Source organism: Streptococcus mitis (genome assembly GCF_002096755.1).
GTDB lineage: Bacteria > Bacillota > Bacilli > Lactobacillales > Streptococcaceae > Streptococcus > Streptococcus mitis_AC.
In genome coordinates, this window is sequence record NZ_NCVF01000013.1 from 1 (window position 1) to 19,805 (window position 19,805).

A 19,805-nucleotide genomic window follows, 5' to 3' on the forward strand; every position below is an offset into this window, starting at 1 on the left:
GAAAGATTCCAGTCAGAACCATTTTTTACCCATGTATCTGCAGCCTGTGCTTGGTTGATAGATAAAAGTAGGCCAGCACCTGCAAGCAAACCAAGAGTGAGTAGTTTAGATTTTTTCATAGCCATTTCCTCTTAAAATAGATAAATCCAAAGTAAGAAAATCAAATAGAAACGAAGGCAAAATAGATGTCAGGTTCATGAACCTGAACCATAAGACCTCCTAACATTTCCAAGAACATAAGATAGAGACTAGTTTATCAAAAGTACATAGCCATCACCTTCCCCCAACTATAAAATAAATCCTTTTTTATATCTACATTATAGTCCTGTAAAAAAGGAAAGTCAATTAAAATTGTGACTATATTAACAATTTCATTCTAGCAGAAACTCATTGATATTTTCATTTGATCTTTATTTCTTATTTCCTTTTTGGAGATTGATTTTTTTGACTACATTATATCCTTTATTTGTTTTCATATCTCTCCTGTCCCTAGAAAGACTAAATCTGTTCCTAAACGGTCACTTGAATCAAAGAAAAATTCCAAAGCAAATGCCTTGGAACTTCTTATCTTTATTTTGCTTGAATGATTTTAACCACATCTCCTACACTTTGGAGATGGTCAATTTCCTCATCGCTGATTTCGATATTAAATTCATCTTCCAGCGTCAAGATAAACTCCATCAAGTCAACTGAGTCAGCATCCAAGTCGTCTTTCAGACTCAAGGATTCTGTCACGACAAAGTCCTCTCCCTGTCGCTCTTGGATAATGGTCACAATACGGTCAAAAATTTCTTTTTCTGTCATCTCTTTTATTCTCCTGAAAATTCACGCGCAGTCTGGGCAACTACGTCTGTTTCTAGCATGGTACGAATCTGGCGAATCGTACTATAAACAGCCTTGGCATCGCTTGAGCCATGAGTCTTGACAACCGGTGCCTTGACACCAAACAAGACTGCTCCACCAACATCTGAATAGTTGAGCTGTTTTTTCAAACCTCTGAGGCTATCCTTGAGAAGGAGGGCGCCTAGTTTCGCTCGAAGACCACCACCTGTAATAGCGGTCTTGAGCAAACCCATGATTCCCATAGCTGTCCCTTCGATGGATTTGAGCACAGCGTTTCCCGTGAAACCATCTGCCACGACAACATCCGCAACGCCATTCATCAAATCACGCGCTTCCACGTTTCCGATAAAGTTTAAACTTTCATCAGCTGCTAGTAATTCGTAAGTTTCCTTACGAAGCGGGTCACCCTTGCTACTCTCTGTTCCGTTGTTAAGTAAGCCAACACGTGGTTGCGCAATGCCACGGACATTTTTAGCATAGAAGGAACCTAGAACCGCATATTGATGGAGGTGATGGGCTGTATTTTCCGCATTAGCACCGAGGTCCAGCATGTCAAACCCCTTCCCATCTACAGTCGGCAATGTTGACATAAGCCCAGGACGATCGATATTCTTGATACGACCCACGATGAAAAATCCTGCTGCTAGTAAAGCACCTGTATTCCCAGCTGAGAGAACAGCGTCTGCTTCTCCCTCTTTGACAGCCTTGGCCGCCAAGACCATACTGGCATTTTTCTTCTTCCGAATAGCTCTTGTAGGTTCATCGTCTGAATCAATCTTCTCATCCGTATGGATAATGCTGACGCGCTCTGTCGCTGTCAGATATTGCTTGATTTTAGCTTCATCTCCGTAGAGTTGAACCTCAATATCTGAAAAGTCAGCTAGGGCTTGATTGACACCCTCAACGATGGCTTGAGGTGCGTAATCGCCTCCCATGGCATCTACTGCGATTTTTTTCATTTCTTTTCCTCTTTTAGTAATTGTCCCCAGTCTGCTAGGGAATCAATAAATTTCTTTGATTTTAGGTGAATCCCAACGTACTCTTCGTAGAGTTGATCCATAAATTGGCGTAGTTCTTGCTTGATTTCAGGCTTGAGCGAAATAGTCTCCAAGGTTTCAAAATCAATAGCTTGAAATTGATTGAGCAGATAAGGGACATTGGGATTGAGATGGCAACGTCTCTCATCTTCATGATAATGCTCTGGACAGAGGCAGGCGCCATATTTGAAAGAAAAGTCAAAAGCCTGACCGACCCGATGGCAAAAGACACACTCATTAAAATTGAGGCTGATCCCAAATCTGGTCAAGATTTGAATTTCAAAAATATTGGTCAAAACCTGATAATCCAAGCCCTCTTCCATCAACTCCAAAGTCTTTTGCAAAAAAGCAAACAAGGGAGCATCCTGCTGATTGTCCTGCAAACTAGCATCTGCAAGAGCCGCTACATAGGTCGCATAGGCCATGACAAAGAGGTCACTATTAATCTTGGGAAAGGTCATCACCTCATGATAGTCCTCAATGTAACTGAGCCCATCATCATTGATTCGTAAGAGAAATCGAGCCAGCACCAAGGGCTGAATAACCGGCGCCAGCTTAGACTGGCCAGCATGTTTGACAAAAAACATGCGCTTGCCAGCCTGCTCTGTAAAAATCTTGACTAGCTTGTCATCCTCCCGAAAATTGCGATTGTAAAGCACCAAGCCTTGACTCGTGATAGACTGAATCATGCTTCTCTCATGTACTCCTCAAGTCGTTTCATGGCTTCTTTTATAGTCTCCATGCTGGCTGCATAAGACAGACGAACATAACCTTCTCCATAACGCCCAAAGGCTGCACCAGGGATAAAGGCAACGGCCTTCTTCTGAGCAAAATCCTTGAGAAAGGCAAAGGAGTCTTGATTGTAACCAGCTGGAATCTTAGCAAAGATATAGAAGGCGCCGTCTGGTTTGATAATTTCAAAACCAAGAGCAGTCATTTTCTCGATAATATAGTCCCGACGCTGGATGTATTCCTTCTTCATAGGTTCCGCATCATTTTTACCAGCCGTCAAGGCTTCCACCGCAGCATGTTGAGCCATGGTATTTGCGGCAGTCACCAAGTACTGGTGACTCTTGATTAACTGGGCTGTGAAGGCCGCAGGAGCAAAAATCAGCCCCAAACGCCAACCTGTCATGGCATGTGATTTAGACAAACCATTGATAATAATAGCCTGGTCTCTCAACATAGTTCCTAGAGACACATGGGCTTCGCCTGTATAGGTCAATTCTGAGTAGACCTCATCACAGACAACGAAAATCTCGTACTTGCGTAAAACAGCTGCCAAGTCTTCCAACTGCTCCCGACTATAGGTAATTCCTGTCGGATTTGCTGGATAGTTGAGAATAACCGCCTTGAGCTTGTCACCCTGCTCCAAAATGGCCTTCTCTAACATCTCAGGAGTCAAGACAAAATCATTTTCAGTTGTGTCAATCTCGACAATCTCTGCCCCAACTAGATTGACAATTGGTTCATAACCCGGATAAGCAGGAGCTGGCAAGAGCACCTTGTCTCCCTCTTCCAAAATAGCTGTCAAAGTAGCAGATAAAGCCTCTGTCGCCCCAATTGTAACCAAGATTTCATTTTCAGGAGCATAGTCCAGTTGATACTTTTCCTTAACAAAGTCACTGGCCGCCTGACGTAGAGTCAGCAGACCACTCATCCCTGTATAGTAGGATTGGTTCTGATCAATCGCTCGCTTGGCCGCCTCCTTGACATGATCTGGCGTTGTAAAATCAGGTTCCCCCAAGGTCAAACGCAAAACCCCAGGAATCTCCGAAATAGCCTGGTCAAACTGACGAATCAACGAAACTTGAATCTTATCTAACTGTTTATTAAAGCGCTTAGTTAAGTCCATAGATACCTCCTACTTTCAAAACGTATCTCTATTATACTACAAAAGCCCCCCGACCGCAAAAATACATTAGAGAATAGCTTTCCACTTTCTATTTTACTTTTCCTGTTTACAGGTCTATAATGGTAACAGATTCTATTTGGAGGTTTTTATGTCATTTCTATCAAAAAATGGAGCAGGTATATTGGCCTGTCTTCTGATTTCAATCGTATCTTGGTACTTAGGAGGATTCTTCCCTGTTATTGGCGCGCCTGTCTTTGCAATTTTCATAGGCATGCTTCTCCATCCCTTTCTCTCGCCCTATAAACAACTGGATGCTGGATTGACCTTTAGTTCTAAAAAATTGCTCCAGTATGCTGTTATCTTGCTTGGTTTTGGTCTCAATATCTCGCAAGTCTTCGCAGTCGGACAATCTTCACTCCCTGTTATCCTGTCCACCATTTCAATAGCCTTGATTGTTGCCTTCCTCTTCCAGCGTTTCTTTGCACTGGACACAAAACTGGCTACCTTGATTGGAGTGGGTTCTTCTATCTGTGGGGGCTCTGCCATTGCAGCAACAGCGCCTGTTATTCACGCCAAGGAAAAGGAAGTAGCCCAAGCCATTTCCGTTATCTTTTTCTTCAATGTCTTGGCTGCGCTCATCTTTCCAACCCTCGGCACCTGGCTTCATCTATCCAATGACGGCTTCGCCCTCTTTGCAGGAACTGCAGTCAATGATACTTCCTCTGTAACCGCCACAGCCAGCGCCTGGGACAGTCTCTACCAGACTAATACCCTCGAATCCGCAACCATTGTCAAACTCACACGTACTCTGGCTATCATCCCCATCACTCTCTTTCTCTCCTACTGGCAAAGTCGCGAGCAAAAAAATAAGCAAGGCTTACAACTGAAAAAAGTCTTCCCACTTTTTATCCTTTACTTTATCCTCGCATCTCTCCTAACCACCCTACTGACCTCTCTCGGTGTGTCCAGTAGTTTCTTTACCCCTCTCAAACAACTTTCCAAATTCCTCATTATCATGGCCATGAGTGCTATCGGTCTCAAAACTAATCTGGTCGCTATGGTCAAATCCAGTGGAAAATCCATTGTTCTCGGAGCCGTCTGCTGGATTGCCATCATCCTCACCAGCCTCGGTATGCAAGCATTGATTGGTATTTTCTAATACTCTTCGAAAATCTCTTCAAACCACGTCAACGTCGCCTTGCCGTATATATGTGACTGACTTCGTCAGTCTTATCTACAACCTCAAAACAGTTTTTTGAGCAGCCTGCGGCTAGTTTGCTCTTTGATTTTCATTGAGTATAACACAAAAGGTAGCCCACCAGCTACCTTTTTCTTATGCTTCCTCAATCAAGCGTGTGTGTTCTCTCTTGATGCAACGATTCATCACGATATCATCACATCCTCCAGCACGCAAGATTTCTTCCGCTTCTAGACTTTCAAGTCCTAGCTGTGCCCAAAAAATCTTTGCATCAGCTTTGAGAAAATCACGCGCCACATCTGGCAAAAATTCACTGCGCCGGTAAACATTAACAATATCTACAGGAAAAGGAATCTCAGCGAGGCTTGCATAAGCCTTTTCACCCAAGATTTCGCCACCTGCTACCTTGGGATTGACTGGGATGATTTTATAACCCCGAGCCTGCATTTCCTTGGTCACTCGATTGCTAGTTGTTTCTTCACGGTCTGACAAGCCCACTACAGCAAGGGTTTTACTCGTTGCTAGATACTGACGAATCACACCATCACTTGGATTGATAAATTCTTGACTCATAGAAATCCTCCTTTTTCATCAGTATAGCATATTTTGAAAAGGCTTGCAGAATTCTACTACAAAAAAGGAGGACTAGCCCCCTTTTTATTTAGCCTCGTACCAGGTTGCCCCTTCATTTTCATCTGCAATGAGGGGAACACTGAGTTGAATGGCTTCTTCCATGATTTGTTTCACTAATTTTTTCATCTCTGCCAGTTCCGATTTAGGAACTTCAAGGACGATTTCATCGTGCACTTGCAGAAGCATCTTAGTCTGATAACCACCTGCAACCAAGGCTTTATCCAGCTGAATCATGGCAATCTTGAGAATATCTGCCGCCGATCCCTGGATTGGTGAATTAATAGCCGTCCTCTCTGCAAAACCACGAATATTAAAATTGCGCGAATTGATATCTGGCAACTCACGACGACGCTTGAAAAGTGTCTCTACATAGCCCTTATCACGCGCCTCACGCACCACTTCATCCATGTAGTTTTTAATACCTGGGAAGCGTTCAAAGTAGGTATCAATGTAGGCCTTGGCCTCCTTACGGCTAATGCCCAAATTATTAGACAAACCAAAATCTGAAATCCCGTAAACCACTCCAAAGTTGACGGCCTTGGCATTGCGACGGTCGTTTGGCGTCACATCCTCAGGACGTTCAATTCCAAAGACACGCATAGCTGTTGAAGTATGGATATCTGCTCCATCTTGGAAGGCCTTGATTAAGTGCTCATCCTTAGAGATATGCGCCAAAACGCGCAACTCAATCTGTGAATAGTCCGAGCTAAGAAGAACGCTATCCTCCCATTCAGGTACGAAAGCCTTACGAATGAGACGGCCCTGCTCCAAACGCACAGGAATATTTTGCAAGTTTGGATCCACACTAGACAGACGCCCAGTCTGGGTCAAATCCTGCACATAGCGAGTATGAATCTTGCCATCAGCCAAAATCCAGTCTTGCAAGCCAATTACATAAGTAGACTGAATTTTAGCAATCTGACGATAGTCAAGAATTTTCTTAACAATCGGAGCAATAGGAGCCAGGCGCTCCAAGACATCCACCGCTGTCGAGTATCCAGTCTTAGTTTTCTTAGTGTATTCTAGAGGTAGCCCCAATTTTTCAAAGAGAAGCACGCCCAACTGCTTAGGCGAGTTAATATTAAACTCCTCACCAGCCAGTTCGTAAATCTCCTGAGTCAGTTTTTCAATAACAAACTCATTTTCAGCCTGCATCTCAAGCAAGGTCTCTTTCTTGACCGTAATCCCAGCAATTTCCATCTTGGCAAGGACAAAAGCCAGAGGTTGCTCCATATCATAAAGAAGCTCTAATTGCCCATTTTCACTGAGTTTTTCAAGCAAAATAGGCTCAGTCTCAACCAAAACAGCAAGCTTACGCGCCAAATGTTCCAAGAATTTCTCGCGTTCAGGAATGGCCTTCTTGACTCCCTTACCATAGAAAGTCTCATCATCGACCAAGTAAGTCTGACCATAAAGACTAGCGATGGTCGCAATTTCATTGTCCTCCACAGTCGAAAGGAGATATTTAGCCAAACGACTGTCAAAAGCAGGCGCCTGCAAATCCACACCCAAACGATGCAAGAGAACTTTAGCTTTCTTAAAGTCATACACCCTCAAAGGTGTTTTTTCTAGAAAATCCTTGAAAATAGGCTCTTGCAAAAGTTCAAGCTTGTCTGTAGCATAAAGCTTATCCCCACAAGACCAGGCAAAACCAACCAAATTATCCGTATGGTAATTCTCACCAAAGAGTTCAAAGTGGAAGATAGACTCTTCACTCAGCATATCTTGACTGACTTGCTCAACGATAGTAAAGTCCAAACTTTCAGCAACATCAGCTGACGACACATTTAAAGCCTGCTTGAGCTGTTTGAAGCCCATCTCATCGTAGAACTTCCCAAGATTTTCAACATCTGGGCCACTATAGACCAAATCCTCCAAACCAATCTCAATCGGTGCCTTGGTATCAATGGTCGCTAGTGTTTTAGACAAAAATGCCTGTCCCTTATCATTGATAAGATTTTCCTTCATCTTAGAAGCCTTCATCCCATCGATATTTTCATAAATCCCCTCAAGCGAACCATGCTCCAGCAAGAGCTTGATACCCGTCTTTTCACCAATTTTGGTCACCCCAGGGATATTATCCGACTTATCACCCATGAGCGCCTTGAGATCGATAAACTGAGTCGGGGTGATGCCCATCTTTTCCATAAGATATTCTGGCGTAAAGGCCTCAAACTCAGCCACACCTTTCTTAGAAATTTCAACCACCGTATGCTCATCCGTCAGCTGAATCAAGTCCTTGTCCCCACTGACAATGGTAATATCAAAACCATCTTGCTCAGCTAACTTATCCAGTGTCCCAATAATATCATCCGCCTCATACTGAGCTAACTCATAGTGACGAATTCCCATATAATCCAACAACTCACGAATGAAGGGAAATTGCTCACGAAACTCATCAGGAGTCTTAGCCCGACCACCCTTATAGTCCGCATACATCTCTGTACGGAAGGTCGTCTTACCCGCATCAAAAGCCACCAAAATATGACTCGGCTCAACCCGCTCCAACAAATGGCTCAACATCAACTGGAAACCATAAATCGCATTGGTATGCAAGCCAGCCGCATTCTTAAAACGATCCAACTGCTGATAGAGCGCAAAAAACGCCCGAAAAGCAACAGAAGACCCATCAATCAATAATAATTTTTTCTTATCCATACACCCATTATAAAGGAAAGCACCAAAAAATACCATTGGGAAGAGCCATACCCAATATTTTTCACACTTTTTCCGAATAAATAGATAGAGCCAGAGAATCTAACACTCTTGCTTTTTCACTTTCAGAACAAGGAGCCTGACAATTTTTTCGGACTCATCGAGGACAATCTAAAGCAGGTTCATCCTCTTTTTCAGACTTTCTTTAAAACATTTCTCAAAGATAAAAAGAAAATCGTCAACGCCCTTCAACTACCCTATTCTAACGCCAAATTGGAAGCGATAAATAATCTCATCAAACTTATCAAGCGCAATGCCTTTAGTTTTCGAAACTCTGAAAACTTCAAAAAACGGATTTTTATTGCTCTGAACATCAAAAAAGAAAGGACAAATTTTGTCCTTTCTCGATCTTAGCTTTTCTTCAACCCACTACAGTTGACAAAGAGCCTAAAAAGCAGGAGATTTCTCTCCTGCTTTGATTTAATCACTTAAAATTAAACCCATTCACCGTTTCCGTTTACAGTGTATCCATTTACAGTAGTGTTAACTGCAAGGGCACCTGAACCGTCAACGTAGTACCATTTATCACCAACTTGGAACCATTGGCTAGCTTTCATAGCACCTGAGTTTTCAAGGTAGTACCATTTACCACCGTCTTGCAACCAACCAGTTTGCATTTGACCTGAACCGTTTAGGTAGTACCAAGTGTTACCATCTTTAACCCACCATTTTTGCATTACGCCTTCAGCGTTAAAGTAGTACCAAGCACCGTCAACTTGCAACCAAGCAGTAGCTTTTTCACCTTTAGCGTTAACTACATAGTTCCATTGACCTTTATCAGTTTTCTTCCAACCAACAACTTCTTCTGGTTTAGTATCCAAAGCAGTTACAAGGTTATCACGGTTATATGAAAGGCCATATTTTCCGTAAACTTCTTTAGCTGCATCTTCAGCTGCTTCAAGAGCTTTTTTAGCGTCATCACGTGTTTTACGCGCAGTTGCGAGTTCTCCTACGTTAGTTCCATCGCCAGCAAGTTTATTAAGTTCTTCTTCTTTTTCAGTAACTTTTCTTTCCAAACCTGCTACAGCTTTTGCCAAGGCAATGTTATCATTTGCTTTTTTAGCTACAATAGCAGCCATACGAGCTTTAGCTTCTGCGGCATCTACAACTGCTTTTTCTTCTTTAGCAACTTGATCATTGTAATCTTTGTCAGCTTTTACTTTAGCATCTGTTGCTTTTTTAGTAGCCTCTTTAGCATCATTCAATGCTTTTTCAAGTTTTTTCAATTCTTCTGGATCTTTTTGACCAGCTTTAACAGCTGCATCTAAAGCTGTCTGAGCTTCTGATTGAGCTTCTTGAGCTTTCTCTAGTGCTTTACCAGCAGCATCTGCTACAGTTTTCAAACCAGCAGCTTTATTTTCATTCGCAGTTGCAACTGCTTTGCTATATACAGTTTCAGAAGCTTTATAGTATTCATCTAATTGAGTTGAATCTCCAGCGATATCTGAAATTTCTTTTTGAGCAAGGTAAAGACGAGTCAATTCAGCTTGAACTGCTTTAAGACGAGCTTCAACTGTATTATAAGCATCTTCAGCTTTTGTAAATTTAGAATAAGCATCTAATACAGCTTTGTTTTTAGGTGTCAATGCAGTAGAAATTTCTTTTGCAATTTCTGCTGCGCGTTTTTGTTCTGCTGCAACTTTTGCATTATCATAATCTTGTGAGTATTGATCTGCTGAAACAACTTGTGCAGCACCAAATGTAGCAAGAACTACTGCGCTTGTCAATAAAACTTTTTTCATCGTTTTATCTCCTTCATTTTTCTTTATAATATTTTTCGTAAGACTATCTTACTACCATACAGTATATAAATATTTGCAGGATTTGTCAAGAGTTTTCTGATATTTTTTTCTTTTTTTCATCATTTTTTAAAAAAAGAGACAAAAAGGTCACTCTTATGTACAACATAAAAGTTTAGAGAGGTAAGTAATGAAAATCATCAGAACTTTTAACAAAAACCACTCTATCTAAATCACTTGAATGATTAGATAGTGCTCACTTCTATGATATTATCTTACAAACGCTATCAAATGTCAAGCAAAAATGACAAGTTTTTTGATAATAACTTGCCATTTTATAAACTTTCTACTATTTAAAATGTAATCTTATAGCAGTTCCTCAAATTCAGCGCCTGCCATGCCCAATTGCTGGCTGGCAACCTCAGGTGTCAGAAGACCTTGGCGAACGAGATTTAGTAGCATAGACAAACTTCCTTCTGCCCTAGCTGTTTCCAAGGCATAGTCCTGTGCTAACAAGGCTTGTTCTTCGCGCATACGTAGTTGACTAAACATTTTCCTGTCCTCCTCGGACCAGCTCTTGTAGTCTAGCAGTTGGTCTGCCTGGCTAATGGCTCGCTTGGGTTGTTGGGTAAAGGGTTTATTACCAAAAAACTCCAACTACGGCTTGCGAACCTCGTCGTTGCTGGTTTCTCTGTACTTTTTAGTTCTTATTTGTGATGCTCTTTCAATAGTTCCTCAAACTCAGCCACGGTCATGCCTAATTGCTGGCTGGCAACCTTGGGAGTCAGAAGACCTTGGTGGACTAGATTTACTAAACCTACTTTTAATCCCTCTTCGATACCCTCAGCTCGACCACGCTCTAATCCTTTTTCTTCAGCTTGTTCCAAGGCATAGTCATGCGCTAACAAGGCTTGTTCTTCACGCCTGCGTTGTTCACTAAACATCTTCCTGTCCTCCTCGGACCAGCTCTTGTAGTCCAGCAGTTGGTCTGCTTGGCTGATAGCTCGCTCAGGTTGTTGGGTAAAGGGTTTGTTGCCGAAAAACTCCAACCAGGGCTTGCGAACCTTGTCTTTGCTGGTTTCTCTGTATTTTTTTAGTTCCAAGAATGCCATCTTGACTAGATGGTTTTCTTGTCCATTATTAGTGATAGTTAAGACCTCACCTGTTGAATCCTCGCGCATACTAAAGCTATGGAAAGCCAAGTCATCTTGGAAATAATTGCTGTCCACAATAGCGATAGCATATACTGGTGCGATGTGTTTGTAACTCTGGTGGGTATCACCTTCACGTTGACGAATTTTTTCAAGGTTTTGATTGACCTGACTGCACAGGTAAGCCCACAAACGATTAATGAAAAAATTCTGATGATGAACTTGGATTTCGATAATAACCTGCGTGCCATTGTCCAACTCTGCCAAGACGTCTATACTGGTATAGAAATCCTGGGCTGAGTAAGGCACGGAAGGCAAGACATGAATATTGCTCCCCTCCAAAATGGTCACATTTTTGGCTGGCAAGTCCAGCATATCGCGAATAAATTGACAAGTGATTTCTGGGTTGCTAAAGATTTTCTTAGCAACCAAGTCATTGGTTGGGCTGATGCCCGGATGTCTGAGAATCATTCTTTCTCTCCTTTCATTATAGCACATTTTTAAATCTAGGTTTACTAGATTCACTGCTACTATCTATTTATTCGGAAAAGAGATGAAAAAAACCTGAGAATCATCTCAGGCTTGGTCATTAAATCTTTTTCTCAATACTGAAAAGTGGAGAAAGTGGGCGTTTTTCATGGATACGTACGATAGCATCCCCCAAGAGATGAGCGATTGAAATCTGCTCAATCTTATCAATCAAACGCTCTTCTGGCAGATAGATGGTATCCAAAACAACCAATTTCTTAATAGCTGAATTTTGGATATTGTCCATAGCAGGACCAGAAAGAACTGGGTGCGTACAGCTTGCATAGACTTCAACAGCACCAGCTTCTGCAAGAGCATCTGCCGCATGACAAATCGTTCCAGCAGTATCAATCATATCATCAATCAAGATACAAGTCTTACCTTCAACCTTACCGATGATGTTCATAACTTCACTAGTATTCATCTTATCAACGCTACGACGTTTATCAATAATAGCGATAGATGTTTTCAAAAATTCTGCCAACTTACGGGCACGAGTCACCCCTCCATGGTCTGGGCTGACAACCACATAGTCAGAACCAACCATGCCACGACGCTCAAAATAATCCGCAATCAGAGGAGCTCCCATCAAGTGATCCACAGGAATATCAAAGAATCCCTGAATCTGTGCAGCATGCAAGTCGATGGTCAATAAACGATCCACTCCAGCTACTTCAAGCATATTTGCGACAAGTTTTGAAGTGATTGGCTCACGCGCTCTCGCCTTTCTATCCTGACGTGCATACCCATAGTAAGGCATGACAACATTGACAGATTCTGCACTGGCACGCTTCAAAGCATCTACCATAATCAAAATTTCAAGCAGATTGTCATTTACAGGCGAACTAGTTGATTGTAGGATAAAGACGTGTTTCCCACGGATTGATTCTTCGATGTTGACCTGAATCTCTCCATCTGAAAATTGGCGAACACTTGATTTCCCCAACTCTATCCCAATCTCCTGCGCTACACGTTTTGCCAATTCTTGATTAGAAGAAAGGGCAAACAGCTTTAAATCAGAAAAAGACATGATTTCCTCCGGTATATATGTATCACTTGTGCTTTTCACAAGATTTTTCCATCTACCATTGTAGCGCTTTTTACACTATTTTTCAATCAAAAATAAAAGAAGGGCAGCATATTTGTGCCCCTGCATCATTCTTTTGAAAAATATTCTAGTTCATCAACTCATTGTGCTTCTCAACAAAGCGATAAGCCTGATAAAAACCATAGAGAGTAATAGCTGTAACCACTGGAATCGCTAATGGCAACTCTGTCTCCAATTCTACAAAAGGAGAGTTAAATAAGAAGTGAGTTCCCAAGGCTAAACCTAGGAAAATAAGCCCCTCTTTCTTGCCAGTCTTCTGCCCTTTATAGGCTCTGTAAAGCAAGTAAACACCTACTACAGCCAGACCTGAAAAAGTCCAGTGAGAGGCAATTCCTGAGATGATACGCTCTAAAATTCTCGAAATAGTAAAGTCAAATCCCTCTGGCAAATCCGTACGAATGTAGCCAATATCCTCAATCATTTGGAATCCCAAACCAGAAGCAATGCCTAGTAAAAACAAAGATTTTAATTTTCGTACAGGAATCAAAGCCAAAACAAAGACAAGTGGCAATAATTTAAGCGGTTCTTCTACCAAAGGAGCCACAATAGCACTTTCAAAGGCATTTAAAAATGCACTATCTGGGAAAAGAATACCCAGCAAATCATGGATATAGGTATTAGCAAAGCTAGACAACCAGCCTGAGAGGAACATCCCGCCCAATAAAGACAGAATCAAGACCTTCTTTGGTAATTCCCATTTTTTCCCAATACGGAAAAGGAAATAAAGAGCCGGAATCATGTAAAAGAGAGCTAGAAAGATAGAAACTCCCATTAGTCCATATTCCGCACCTGACATCGAACCGTCCGTATAGTAGATAGTTTCATACTGCAAACCAATACATAGCAATAAGATAAAAATAAATAAAATACTGTTTTTCTTCATACACTTTCTTTCTAAATGAAGTATTTATAATTCTACGACTGTCATACTTCCTGTATCCACATCGTAAATAGCACCAGAGATAATGACATCATCTGGTATTAGGGGAGACTCGATAAGGAGTTGCATATCCTCACGTACACTCTCCTCTATATCTTGAAAGGGCAAGAAGTCCTGGTCTGACACATCGACACCTAGTTCCTCTTTCAGATACTCATGAAAAGGACCATTTTCAAAGGTCTGAGCACCACAGTCTGTATGGTGCAACACCACAATCTCTCTTGTCCCCATCTGTTGCTGGGAAATAACTAGCGAACGAATCATGTCCTCTGTCACTCGACCACCTGCATTCCGCAAGATATGAGCATCCCCAAGTGCCAAACCTAGAGCTTGCGCAACGTGCAAACGTGAGTCCATACAGGTCACAATGGCTACTCTGGTTTTGGGTTTAAGTGGCAGATTTAACTGCCCATGTAGGGCAACATAAGCCTGATTGGCTTGCATAAACTGTTCAAAATACGACACGATTCCCTCCTTGAAAATTTGATAGTCAAATATTTCTCCTATCTTATCATTTTTAAGAAGATTTGTCACGGATTATGCAAAGACCTTTTTCAAAACTTCCTGAATCGTTGTCACGCCAATGACCTGAATTTTCTTAGGCGGAGTGATTCCTGTCAAGGAATTCTTAGGCACATAAATCTTAGTAAAGCCCAGTTTAGCAGCTTCATTGATGCGTTGCTCGATACGATTCACGCGTCGAATTTCTCCTGTCAAGCCCAGTTCGCCTACAAAACATTCCTGAGGATTAGTTGGCTTGTCCTTGTAGCTCGAAGCAATAGCAACCGCAACGGCCAAGTCTATCGCAGGTTCATCCAATTTGACACCGCCAGCAGATTTGAGATAGGCGTCCTGATTTTGCAAGAGAAGACCTGCCCGCTTTTCCAAAACAGCCATAATCAAGCTAGCACGGTTGAAATCAAGTCCTGTCGTCGTACGCTTAGCATTTCCAAACATGGTCGGTGTCACCAAAGCCTGAACCTCCGCCAAAATCGGACGCGTCCCTTCCATGGTCACAACGATTGATGAACCAGTTGCTCCATCCAAACGCTCTTCTAGGAAAACTTGACTCGGATTGAGTACCTCAACCAATCCGCCCGACTGCATCTCAAAAATCCCAATCTCATTAGTGGAGCCAAAACGGTTTTTGACCGCTCTCAAAATACGAAAGGTGTGATGACGCTCCCCTTCAAAGTAAAGCACCGTATCCACCATATGCTCTAGCATACGAGGACCAGCCAAGGTTCCCTCCTTGGTCACGTGCCCTACGATAAAGATGGCAATGTTATTGGTTTTGGCCAGCTGCATAAGTTCAGCTGTCACCTCACGCACTTGAGAAACAGATCCCTGCACCCCTGAAATCTCAGGAGACATAATAGTCTGAATGGAGTCAATAATGAGGAAGTCTGGTTGGATGCGCTCCACCTCAGCTCGAACACTCTGCATATTGGTCTCTGCATAGAGATAAAACTCGCTATCAATATCTCCCAAGCGCTCTGCTCGTAGTTTAATCTGCTGGGCAGACTCCTCCCCACTGACGTAGAGAACCGTTCCCACTTGGGACAACTGGGTTGAGACTTGTAGGAGAAGGGTTGATTTCCCAATTCCAGGATCCCCACCAATGAGGACAAGACTTCCCGGTACCACTCCGCCTCCAAGTACACGGTTGAATTCCTCCATCTCCGTCTTGGTTCGATTGACATTGATGGAAGTCACCTCAGCTAGTTTCATGGGCTTGGTTTTCTCCCCCGTCAAGGACACACGCGCATTCTTTACCTCGGCAACCTCAACCTCTTCCACAAAAGAAGACCAAGACCCACAGTTGGGACAACGCCCCAGATATTTAGGGGAATTATACCCACAATTTTGACATACAAATGTCGCTTTTTTCTTTGCGATGATAAACCTCTTTCTATATCTCTAACTCACACTCAATTACTTGGCAAAAATCAATCTTCTCATTTGGCACAAACTGACGCATGAGCATTCCGTGAGTTACAATGATAATAGTTTTATAATTTTTATATTTTTCCAAAGTTCTTAAAAAACGATGACGCATCTCCGGAGCAGTTTCATAGCGATAAGGAGAATCTTCAGGTAAACTTCCTTGATGTTTTAGATAATATTCATGAGCTACCAATACACTAGTTAAATCAGAGTTAGTACCATCTAAGTCTGGACGCCACTCATGAAAAAACGGCTCCACAAATAAGTCCAATCCTGTTTCAACCGCTATATAATGTGCTGTTTCTAAAGCCCTCGTCACAGACGATGAAATAATAATCTCTGCCTTTCCAAAACATGCAGTTTTAGCAACTTCTTTTGCCAGACTGCGACCTTTTCCTGTCAATGGTGCTAAATCACGACCAAAACCACTATAGAGTCGCGGATTTTCAAGTTTATCAAGCATACTATAATCTGGCTCCCCGTGACGTACAAAGATAATCTTCATCCTAGTTCCCAGTCGATCCAAATCCACCAGTCCGTACACCGTCTGCCACATCTCCATCTGCAATTAAGAAAGGAGCAAAGACAGCTTGGACAACACGTTCTCCAACTTCAAGAACAACCTCTTGGTCTGTGATATTCTTCATCTGAGCAAAAATATGCCCTTCATTCCCAGGATTTCCATAATAATCTCCATCAATGACCCCAACTGAATTAATTAAAACCAAGCCCTTTTTACGAGGGTTTGAAGAACGATCATAGAGGTAGAGAACCTCAGTCGGCTGCATATAAGCCTTAACCCCTGTCGGAACCAAGACAATCTCTCCTGGTGCAATAACCGTACGTACAGCAACCTTTAAGTCGTAACCAGCGGCATGCGCTGTCTCACGCTTTGGCAATAAATTCTCATCTATAAAACTAGAAACCAATTCAAAACCACGAATTTTCATCATCTTCTCTTTTCTATTATCATTTATTCTAGATTATTCTATCTTATTTATTCGGAAAAAGCACGAAAAAAAGAGCACACAATTCAAATCGCTTAGGGCTGCTGGATTCCTCCCCTGACCCGCTTCACGCAGAACTGTTGCTCCACTATTTATTATATCACATTCCTATTCATTTTAAAAGCAAAATTATTTTTTCCGTCTATTTCTAAAAAACTCCTGCATAATAGCTGCGCATTCATCTTCCAAAATTCCCGTTTCAACCTCCACACGATGATTGAGACGCTCATCTGTCAAGATATCGTACAAACTCCCAGCAGCGCCAAATTTCTGGTTTTTAGCCCCATAGACCACGTTTGGAATACGGGCGAGTCCAATCGCCCCACTACACATGACACAAGGCTCAATGGTCACAAAAAGCGTGCAATCCAGCAAGCGCCAGCTCTCCTCACTCAGGTTCGCATTCTCTATGGCCATAATCTCCGCATGCATAACCGCTCGCCGCAGTTCCTCACGCGCATTATGCCCACGGCCAATGATTTCTCCGTCCTTGACAATCACACAACCAATTGGAATTTCATCGTGTTCAAGAGCAATCTCAGCCTCTCTCAAAGCCTCCCTCATAAAGACTTCTTTTTCTTCAACTGTATAATTCATCAATTTCCCTTTTCCTACTTATCGATTTTATTATTATATCATGAATCCCAAGACAAAAAAAGCCACCAAATGCGGTGACTTTATAGGGAGATTATTATGAAAAAGAAAAGTTTAGGATATTTGTTACAACAAGTTAGGAGGTCTTCTTGTAACTGTCTATAGTATACCCGACCTATCTTAAATAAACCTTAAAAATCTCTTAGGACCAAACACTTTCTAAAATATTTGTTTGTTCACGACCAGGACCTACTGAGAAAGTAGAAATACGAACTCCAACCAATTCACTCACACGACGAACATAGTTACGCGCATTCTCAGGAAGATCTTCCAAATTACGAACTCCGGTAATATCTTCTGACCAACCTGGCAACTCTTCATAGATAGGCTTGCAACGTTTCAATTGCTCAAGACTAGCTGGATAGTAGTCAATACGTTGACCATCAAGATCATAGGCCACACAGATTTTCACAGTATCTAAACCACTCAAAACATCGATAGAGTTCAATGAAAGGTTAGTAATACCAGAAACGCGACGGCTATGGCGCATCACAACTGAATCAAACCATCCCACACGACGTGGACGACCAGTTGTTGTACCATATTCATGACCGACTTCACGGATACGTTCTCCCACTTCATCAAACAACTCAGTTGGGAAAGGACCGTCTCCTACACGACTCGTATAGGCTTTACATACACCAACAACCTTGTCAATCTTACTTGGACCAACACCAGAACCAATGGTCACACCACCAGCAACAGGGTTTGATGACGTAACAAATGGATACGTGCCTTGGTCGATATCTAGCATAACACCTTGTGCACCTTCAAAAAGAACACGTTTACCGTTATCAAGCGCATCGTTCAAAATAACAGATGTATCTGTCACATATTTCTTGATTTGTTGACCATATTCGTAATATTCTTCAAAAATATCATCGAAAGCAATCGCTTTACTGTCATACAATTTTTCAAAAAGACGATTCTTTTCAGCAAGGTTACGTTCTAAGCGCTCACGGAAAATATCTTTATCCAAAAGATCGGCAATACGAATCCCAACACGAGCAGCCTTGTCCATATAAGCTGGACCAATTCCCTTGATTGTAGTTCCAATCTTATTGTCGCCCTTAGCTTCTTCTTGCAAGCGATCCAACTCGATATGATAAGGCAAAATAACATGCGCGCGATCAGAAATACGCAAGTTATCAGTTGTCACACCCTCCTCATGAAGATAGTTCAACTCTTTTACAAGAGATTTAGGATTTACAACCATACCATTCCCAATAACAGAGATTTTTTCAGGGAAGAAAATTCCAGATGGAATCAAGTGCAATTTAAACTTCTTACCATCAATCACAATCGTGTGACCTGCATTATCACCACCTTGATAACGTGCAATCACTTCTGCATTCGCTGAAAGGAAGTCTGTAATCTTCCCTTTACCTTCATCACCCCATTGGGTACCTACAACAACAACTGAAGTCATAATTTTGTCTGAGCCCTCAGGCTCTTCCTTTCTCACATACATGGCAGGACTCTCACCTGCAATTATATCTTACAATTTATTATAAGAAAAAATCGCCTTTTTATCAAGAAGAAACAATAGAAAGATTTGCTATTTCCAACTATTAAAAAATGATTTAGAAAAAATTCCGGCTATTTATTGTTATATTGCCATAAAAAAGTAAGTTTGTTCGGAAATTAACTCAGACTGTCTCAACAAGCAACAAAACCTAGTTTCATTATCAATTTTTCAAGATACAAACGATAAGCAACACGATAATGGTAAACAATAAAATCCCGATGACTCACAATACGATATCGGACAAGATAATAAATCAAAAACTTAAAATGAAAATGTTCCCAGTCCCAACTATTACCAAAGAAAGTAGCATACTCTTCTTCGATACTGTCATAGAAATCAGTCATCTGATCATAAATATTTTGTAGCATAAGCATACACTCCTTTACTTTTTATGATCTTATTCTAACAAAAAATTTTAATTAATCATTAATAATTCCTGAATTGTTAAAATACCAACCTCAAAAAGATAACAAATAGGAAAAGTTGACAGAATAGGAACAAATTTACTACTTAAATTTCAAAAAATAAGATAATGGAAGGGGAAGGATTCGAACCCCTCGAAGGAGCGTATTTACAGTCCGCCACGTTTAGCCTCTTCGCTACCCTCAATTAAAGTACTAAAAAAATCTCCTTGCTCGAAAACGGAGGGCTCTGAAACTTTACTCAGTAAAAATATCTCACACCAAATAACACTAAATAGATTATTAATTACATAAAAAAAGAGGCCTAAACCTCTTTTTCCTTAACTACTCCGCCAGTAGGACTCGAACCTACGACATCATGATTAACAGTCATGCGCTACTACCAACTGAGCTATGGCGGATTAAAGCTAAGCGACTTCCATATCTCACAGGGGGCAACCCCCAACTACTTCCGGCGTTCTAGGGCTTAACTTCTGTGTTCGGCATGGGTACAGGTGTAT

The 19,805-nt window shown here is 41.7% G+C and carries 18 protein-coding genes, 1 tRNA gene, 1 rRNA gene, 1 other RNA gene and 3 pseudogenes; 2 read left to right on the forward strand and 22 right to left on the reverse strand.

What is annotated here, in order from left to right; all coding sequences use genetic code 11:
* The 5 genes and pseudogenes from B7700_RS11215 to B7700_RS00140 all read right to left on the reverse strand — a co-directional run.
* A pseudogene (locus B7700_RS11215) lies at window positions 1-119 on the reverse strand (N-acetylmuramoyl-L-alanine amidase family protein); the annotation flags it as partial.
* A 451-nt stretch (window positions 120-570) separates the two neighbouring features.
* The gene (locus B7700_RS00125) at window positions 571-804 is read right to left on the reverse strand and encodes an acyl carrier protein (RefSeq protein WP_049499076.1); all 234 of its coding nucleotides are present in this window, start codon (window positions 802-804) and stop codon (window positions 571-573) included.
* A 5-nt stretch (window positions 805-809) separates the two neighbouring features.
* Window positions 810-1,802, reverse strand: a complete 993-nt coding sequence (plsX, locus tag B7700_RS00130; RefSeq protein ID WP_084886317.1) for a phosphate acyltransferase PlsX — start codon at window positions 1,800-1,802, stop codon at window positions 810-812.
* Entirely contained in the window at window positions 1,799-2,569 is a 771-nt protein-coding gene (gene recO, locus B7700_RS00135; RefSeq protein ID WP_084886320.1) for a DNA repair protein RecO, read from the reverse strand. Before recO ends, plsX begins: the two co-directional genes overlap by 4 nt.
* Window positions 2,566-3,735 (reverse strand): pyridoxal phosphate-dependent aminotransferase, encoded by a 1,170-nt coding sequence (locus tag B7700_RS00140; RefSeq protein ID WP_084886322.1) that lies wholly within the window; start codon window positions 3,733-3,735, stop codon window positions 2,566-2,568. The genes recO and B7700_RS00140 overlap by 4 nt, the downstream gene beginning before the upstream one ends.
* Before the next feature lie 148 nt (window positions 3,736-3,883).
* Here B7700_RS00140 and B7700_RS00145 point away from each other — a divergent pair, with 148 nt between their 5' ends.
* Window positions 3,884-4,894, forward strand: coding sequence for a YeiH family protein (locus tag B7700_RS00145; protein WP_084886325.1), 1,011 nt, complete (start codon window positions 3,884-3,886; stop codon window positions 4,892-4,894).
* Between the two features lie 174 nt (window positions 4,895-5,068).
* On the opposite strand, the gene B7700_RS00150 is transcribed toward B7700_RS00145, so the two are convergent.
* Both B7700_RS00150 and polA read right to left on the reverse strand, forming a co-directional pair.
* Window positions 5,069-5,506, reverse strand: coding sequence for a CoA-binding protein (locus B7700_RS00150; protein WP_000076488.1), 438 nt, complete (start codon window positions 5,504-5,506; stop codon window positions 5,069-5,071).
* A gap of 84 nt (window positions 5,507-5,590) precedes the next feature.
* Entirely contained in the window at window positions 5,591-8,224 is a 2,634-nt protein-coding gene (gene polA, locus B7700_RS00155; RefSeq protein ID WP_084886346.1) for a DNA polymerase I, read from the reverse strand.
* Between the two features lie 105 nt (window positions 8,225-8,329).
* On the opposite strand from polA, the pseudogene B7700_RS00160 reads away from it, so the two are divergent.
* A pseudogene (locus tag B7700_RS00160) lies at window positions 8,330-8,635 on the forward strand (transposase); the annotation flags it as partial.
* Window positions 8,636-8,715: 80 nt separating this feature from the next.
* Here B7700_RS00160 and B7700_RS11220 read toward each other — a convergent pair.
* The 15 genes and pseudogenes from B7700_RS11220 to rrf form a co-directional block, all read right to left on the reverse strand.
* Window positions 8,716-10,023, reverse strand: coding sequence for a hypothetical protein (locus B7700_RS11220; protein ID WP_239822536.1), 1,308 nt, complete (start codon window positions 10,021-10,023; stop codon window positions 8,716-8,718).
* A 363-nt stretch (window positions 10,024-10,386) separates the two neighbouring features.
* A pseudogene (locus B7700_RS11475) lies at window positions 10,387-10,731 on the reverse strand (Rpn family recombination-promoting nuclease/putative transposase); the annotation flags it as partial.
* Complete coding sequence (locus B7700_RS00175; RefSeq protein WP_084886331.1) at window positions 10,728-11,642, reverse strand: Rpn family recombination-promoting nuclease/putative transposase; 915 nt, start codon at window positions 11,640-11,642, stop codon at window positions 10,728-10,730. The gene B7700_RS00175 and the pseudogene B7700_RS11475, both read right to left, overlap by 4 nt.
* A 118-nt stretch (window positions 11,643-11,760) precedes the next feature.
* Complete coding sequence (locus tag B7700_RS00180; RefSeq protein WP_000010168.1) at window positions 11,761-12,729, reverse strand: ribose-phosphate diphosphokinase; 969 nt, start codon at window positions 12,727-12,729, stop codon at window positions 11,761-11,763.
* A 145-nt stretch (window positions 12,730-12,874) separates the two neighbouring features.
* On the reverse strand, window positions 12,875-13,690 hold the full coding sequence (locus B7700_RS00185) for a PrsW family intramembrane metalloprotease (protein WP_084886333.1): 816 nt from the start codon (window positions 13,688-13,690) through the stop codon (window positions 12,875-12,877).
* A 24-nt stretch (window positions 13,691-13,714) separates the two neighbouring features.
* Window positions 13,715-14,212, reverse strand: coding sequence for a beta-class carbonic anhydrase (locus B7700_RS00190; protein ID WP_084886336.1), 498 nt, complete (start codon window positions 14,210-14,212; stop codon window positions 13,715-13,717).
* A 72-nt stretch (window positions 14,213-14,284) separates the two neighbouring features.
* A complete protein-coding gene (gene radA, locus B7700_RS00195) occupies window positions 14,285-15,646 on the reverse strand; it encodes a DNA repair protein RadA (RefSeq protein WP_080566762.1) in 1,362 nt (453 codons plus the stop codon).
* A 13-nt stretch (window positions 15,647-15,659) separates the two neighbouring features.
* Window positions 15,660-16,199: a histidine phosphatase family protein gene (locus B7700_RS00200; RefSeq protein ID WP_084886338.1), complete on the reverse strand. Its 540-nt coding sequence runs from the start codon at window positions 16,197-16,199 to the stop codon at window positions 15,660-15,662.
* 1 nt (window position 16,200) lies between these two features.
* Window positions 16,201-16,644: a dUTP diphosphatase gene (locus tag B7700_RS00205; protein WP_084886341.1), complete on the reverse strand. Its 444-nt coding sequence runs from the start codon at window positions 16,642-16,644 to the stop codon at window positions 16,201-16,203.
* 56 nt (window positions 16,645-16,700) lie between these two features.
* An RNA gene (ffs, locus tag B7700_RS00210) (signal recognition particle sRNA small type) lies at window positions 16,701-16,798 on the reverse strand.
* A gap of 32 nt (window positions 16,799-16,830) precedes the next feature.
* Window positions 16,831-17,298: a tRNA adenosine(34) deaminase TadA gene (gene tadA, locus B7700_RS00215; protein WP_043901624.1), complete on the reverse strand. Its 468-nt coding sequence runs from the start codon at window positions 17,296-17,298 to the stop codon at window positions 16,831-16,833.
* 199 nt (window positions 17,299-17,497) lie between these two features.
* A complete protein-coding gene (locus B7700_RS00220; RefSeq protein WP_084886348.1) occupies window positions 17,498-18,784 on the reverse strand; it encodes an adenylosuccinate synthase in 1,287 nt (428 codons plus the stop codon).
* Between the two features lie 230 nt (window positions 18,785-19,014).
* Window positions 19,015-19,251, reverse strand: coding sequence for a sigma(X)-activator ComW (gene comW / locus B7700_RS00225; RefSeq protein WP_084886343.1), 237 nt, complete (start codon window positions 19,249-19,251; stop codon window positions 19,015-19,017).
* Between the two features lie 381 nt (window positions 19,252-19,632).
* Window positions 19,633-19,706, reverse strand: a tRNA-Asn gene (locus B7700_RS00235).
* A 5-nt stretch (window positions 19,707-19,711) separates the two neighbouring features.
* Window positions 19,712-19,805: ribosomal RNA gene (gene rrf, locus B7700_RS00240) — 5S ribosomal RNA — on the reverse strand; the annotation flags it as partial.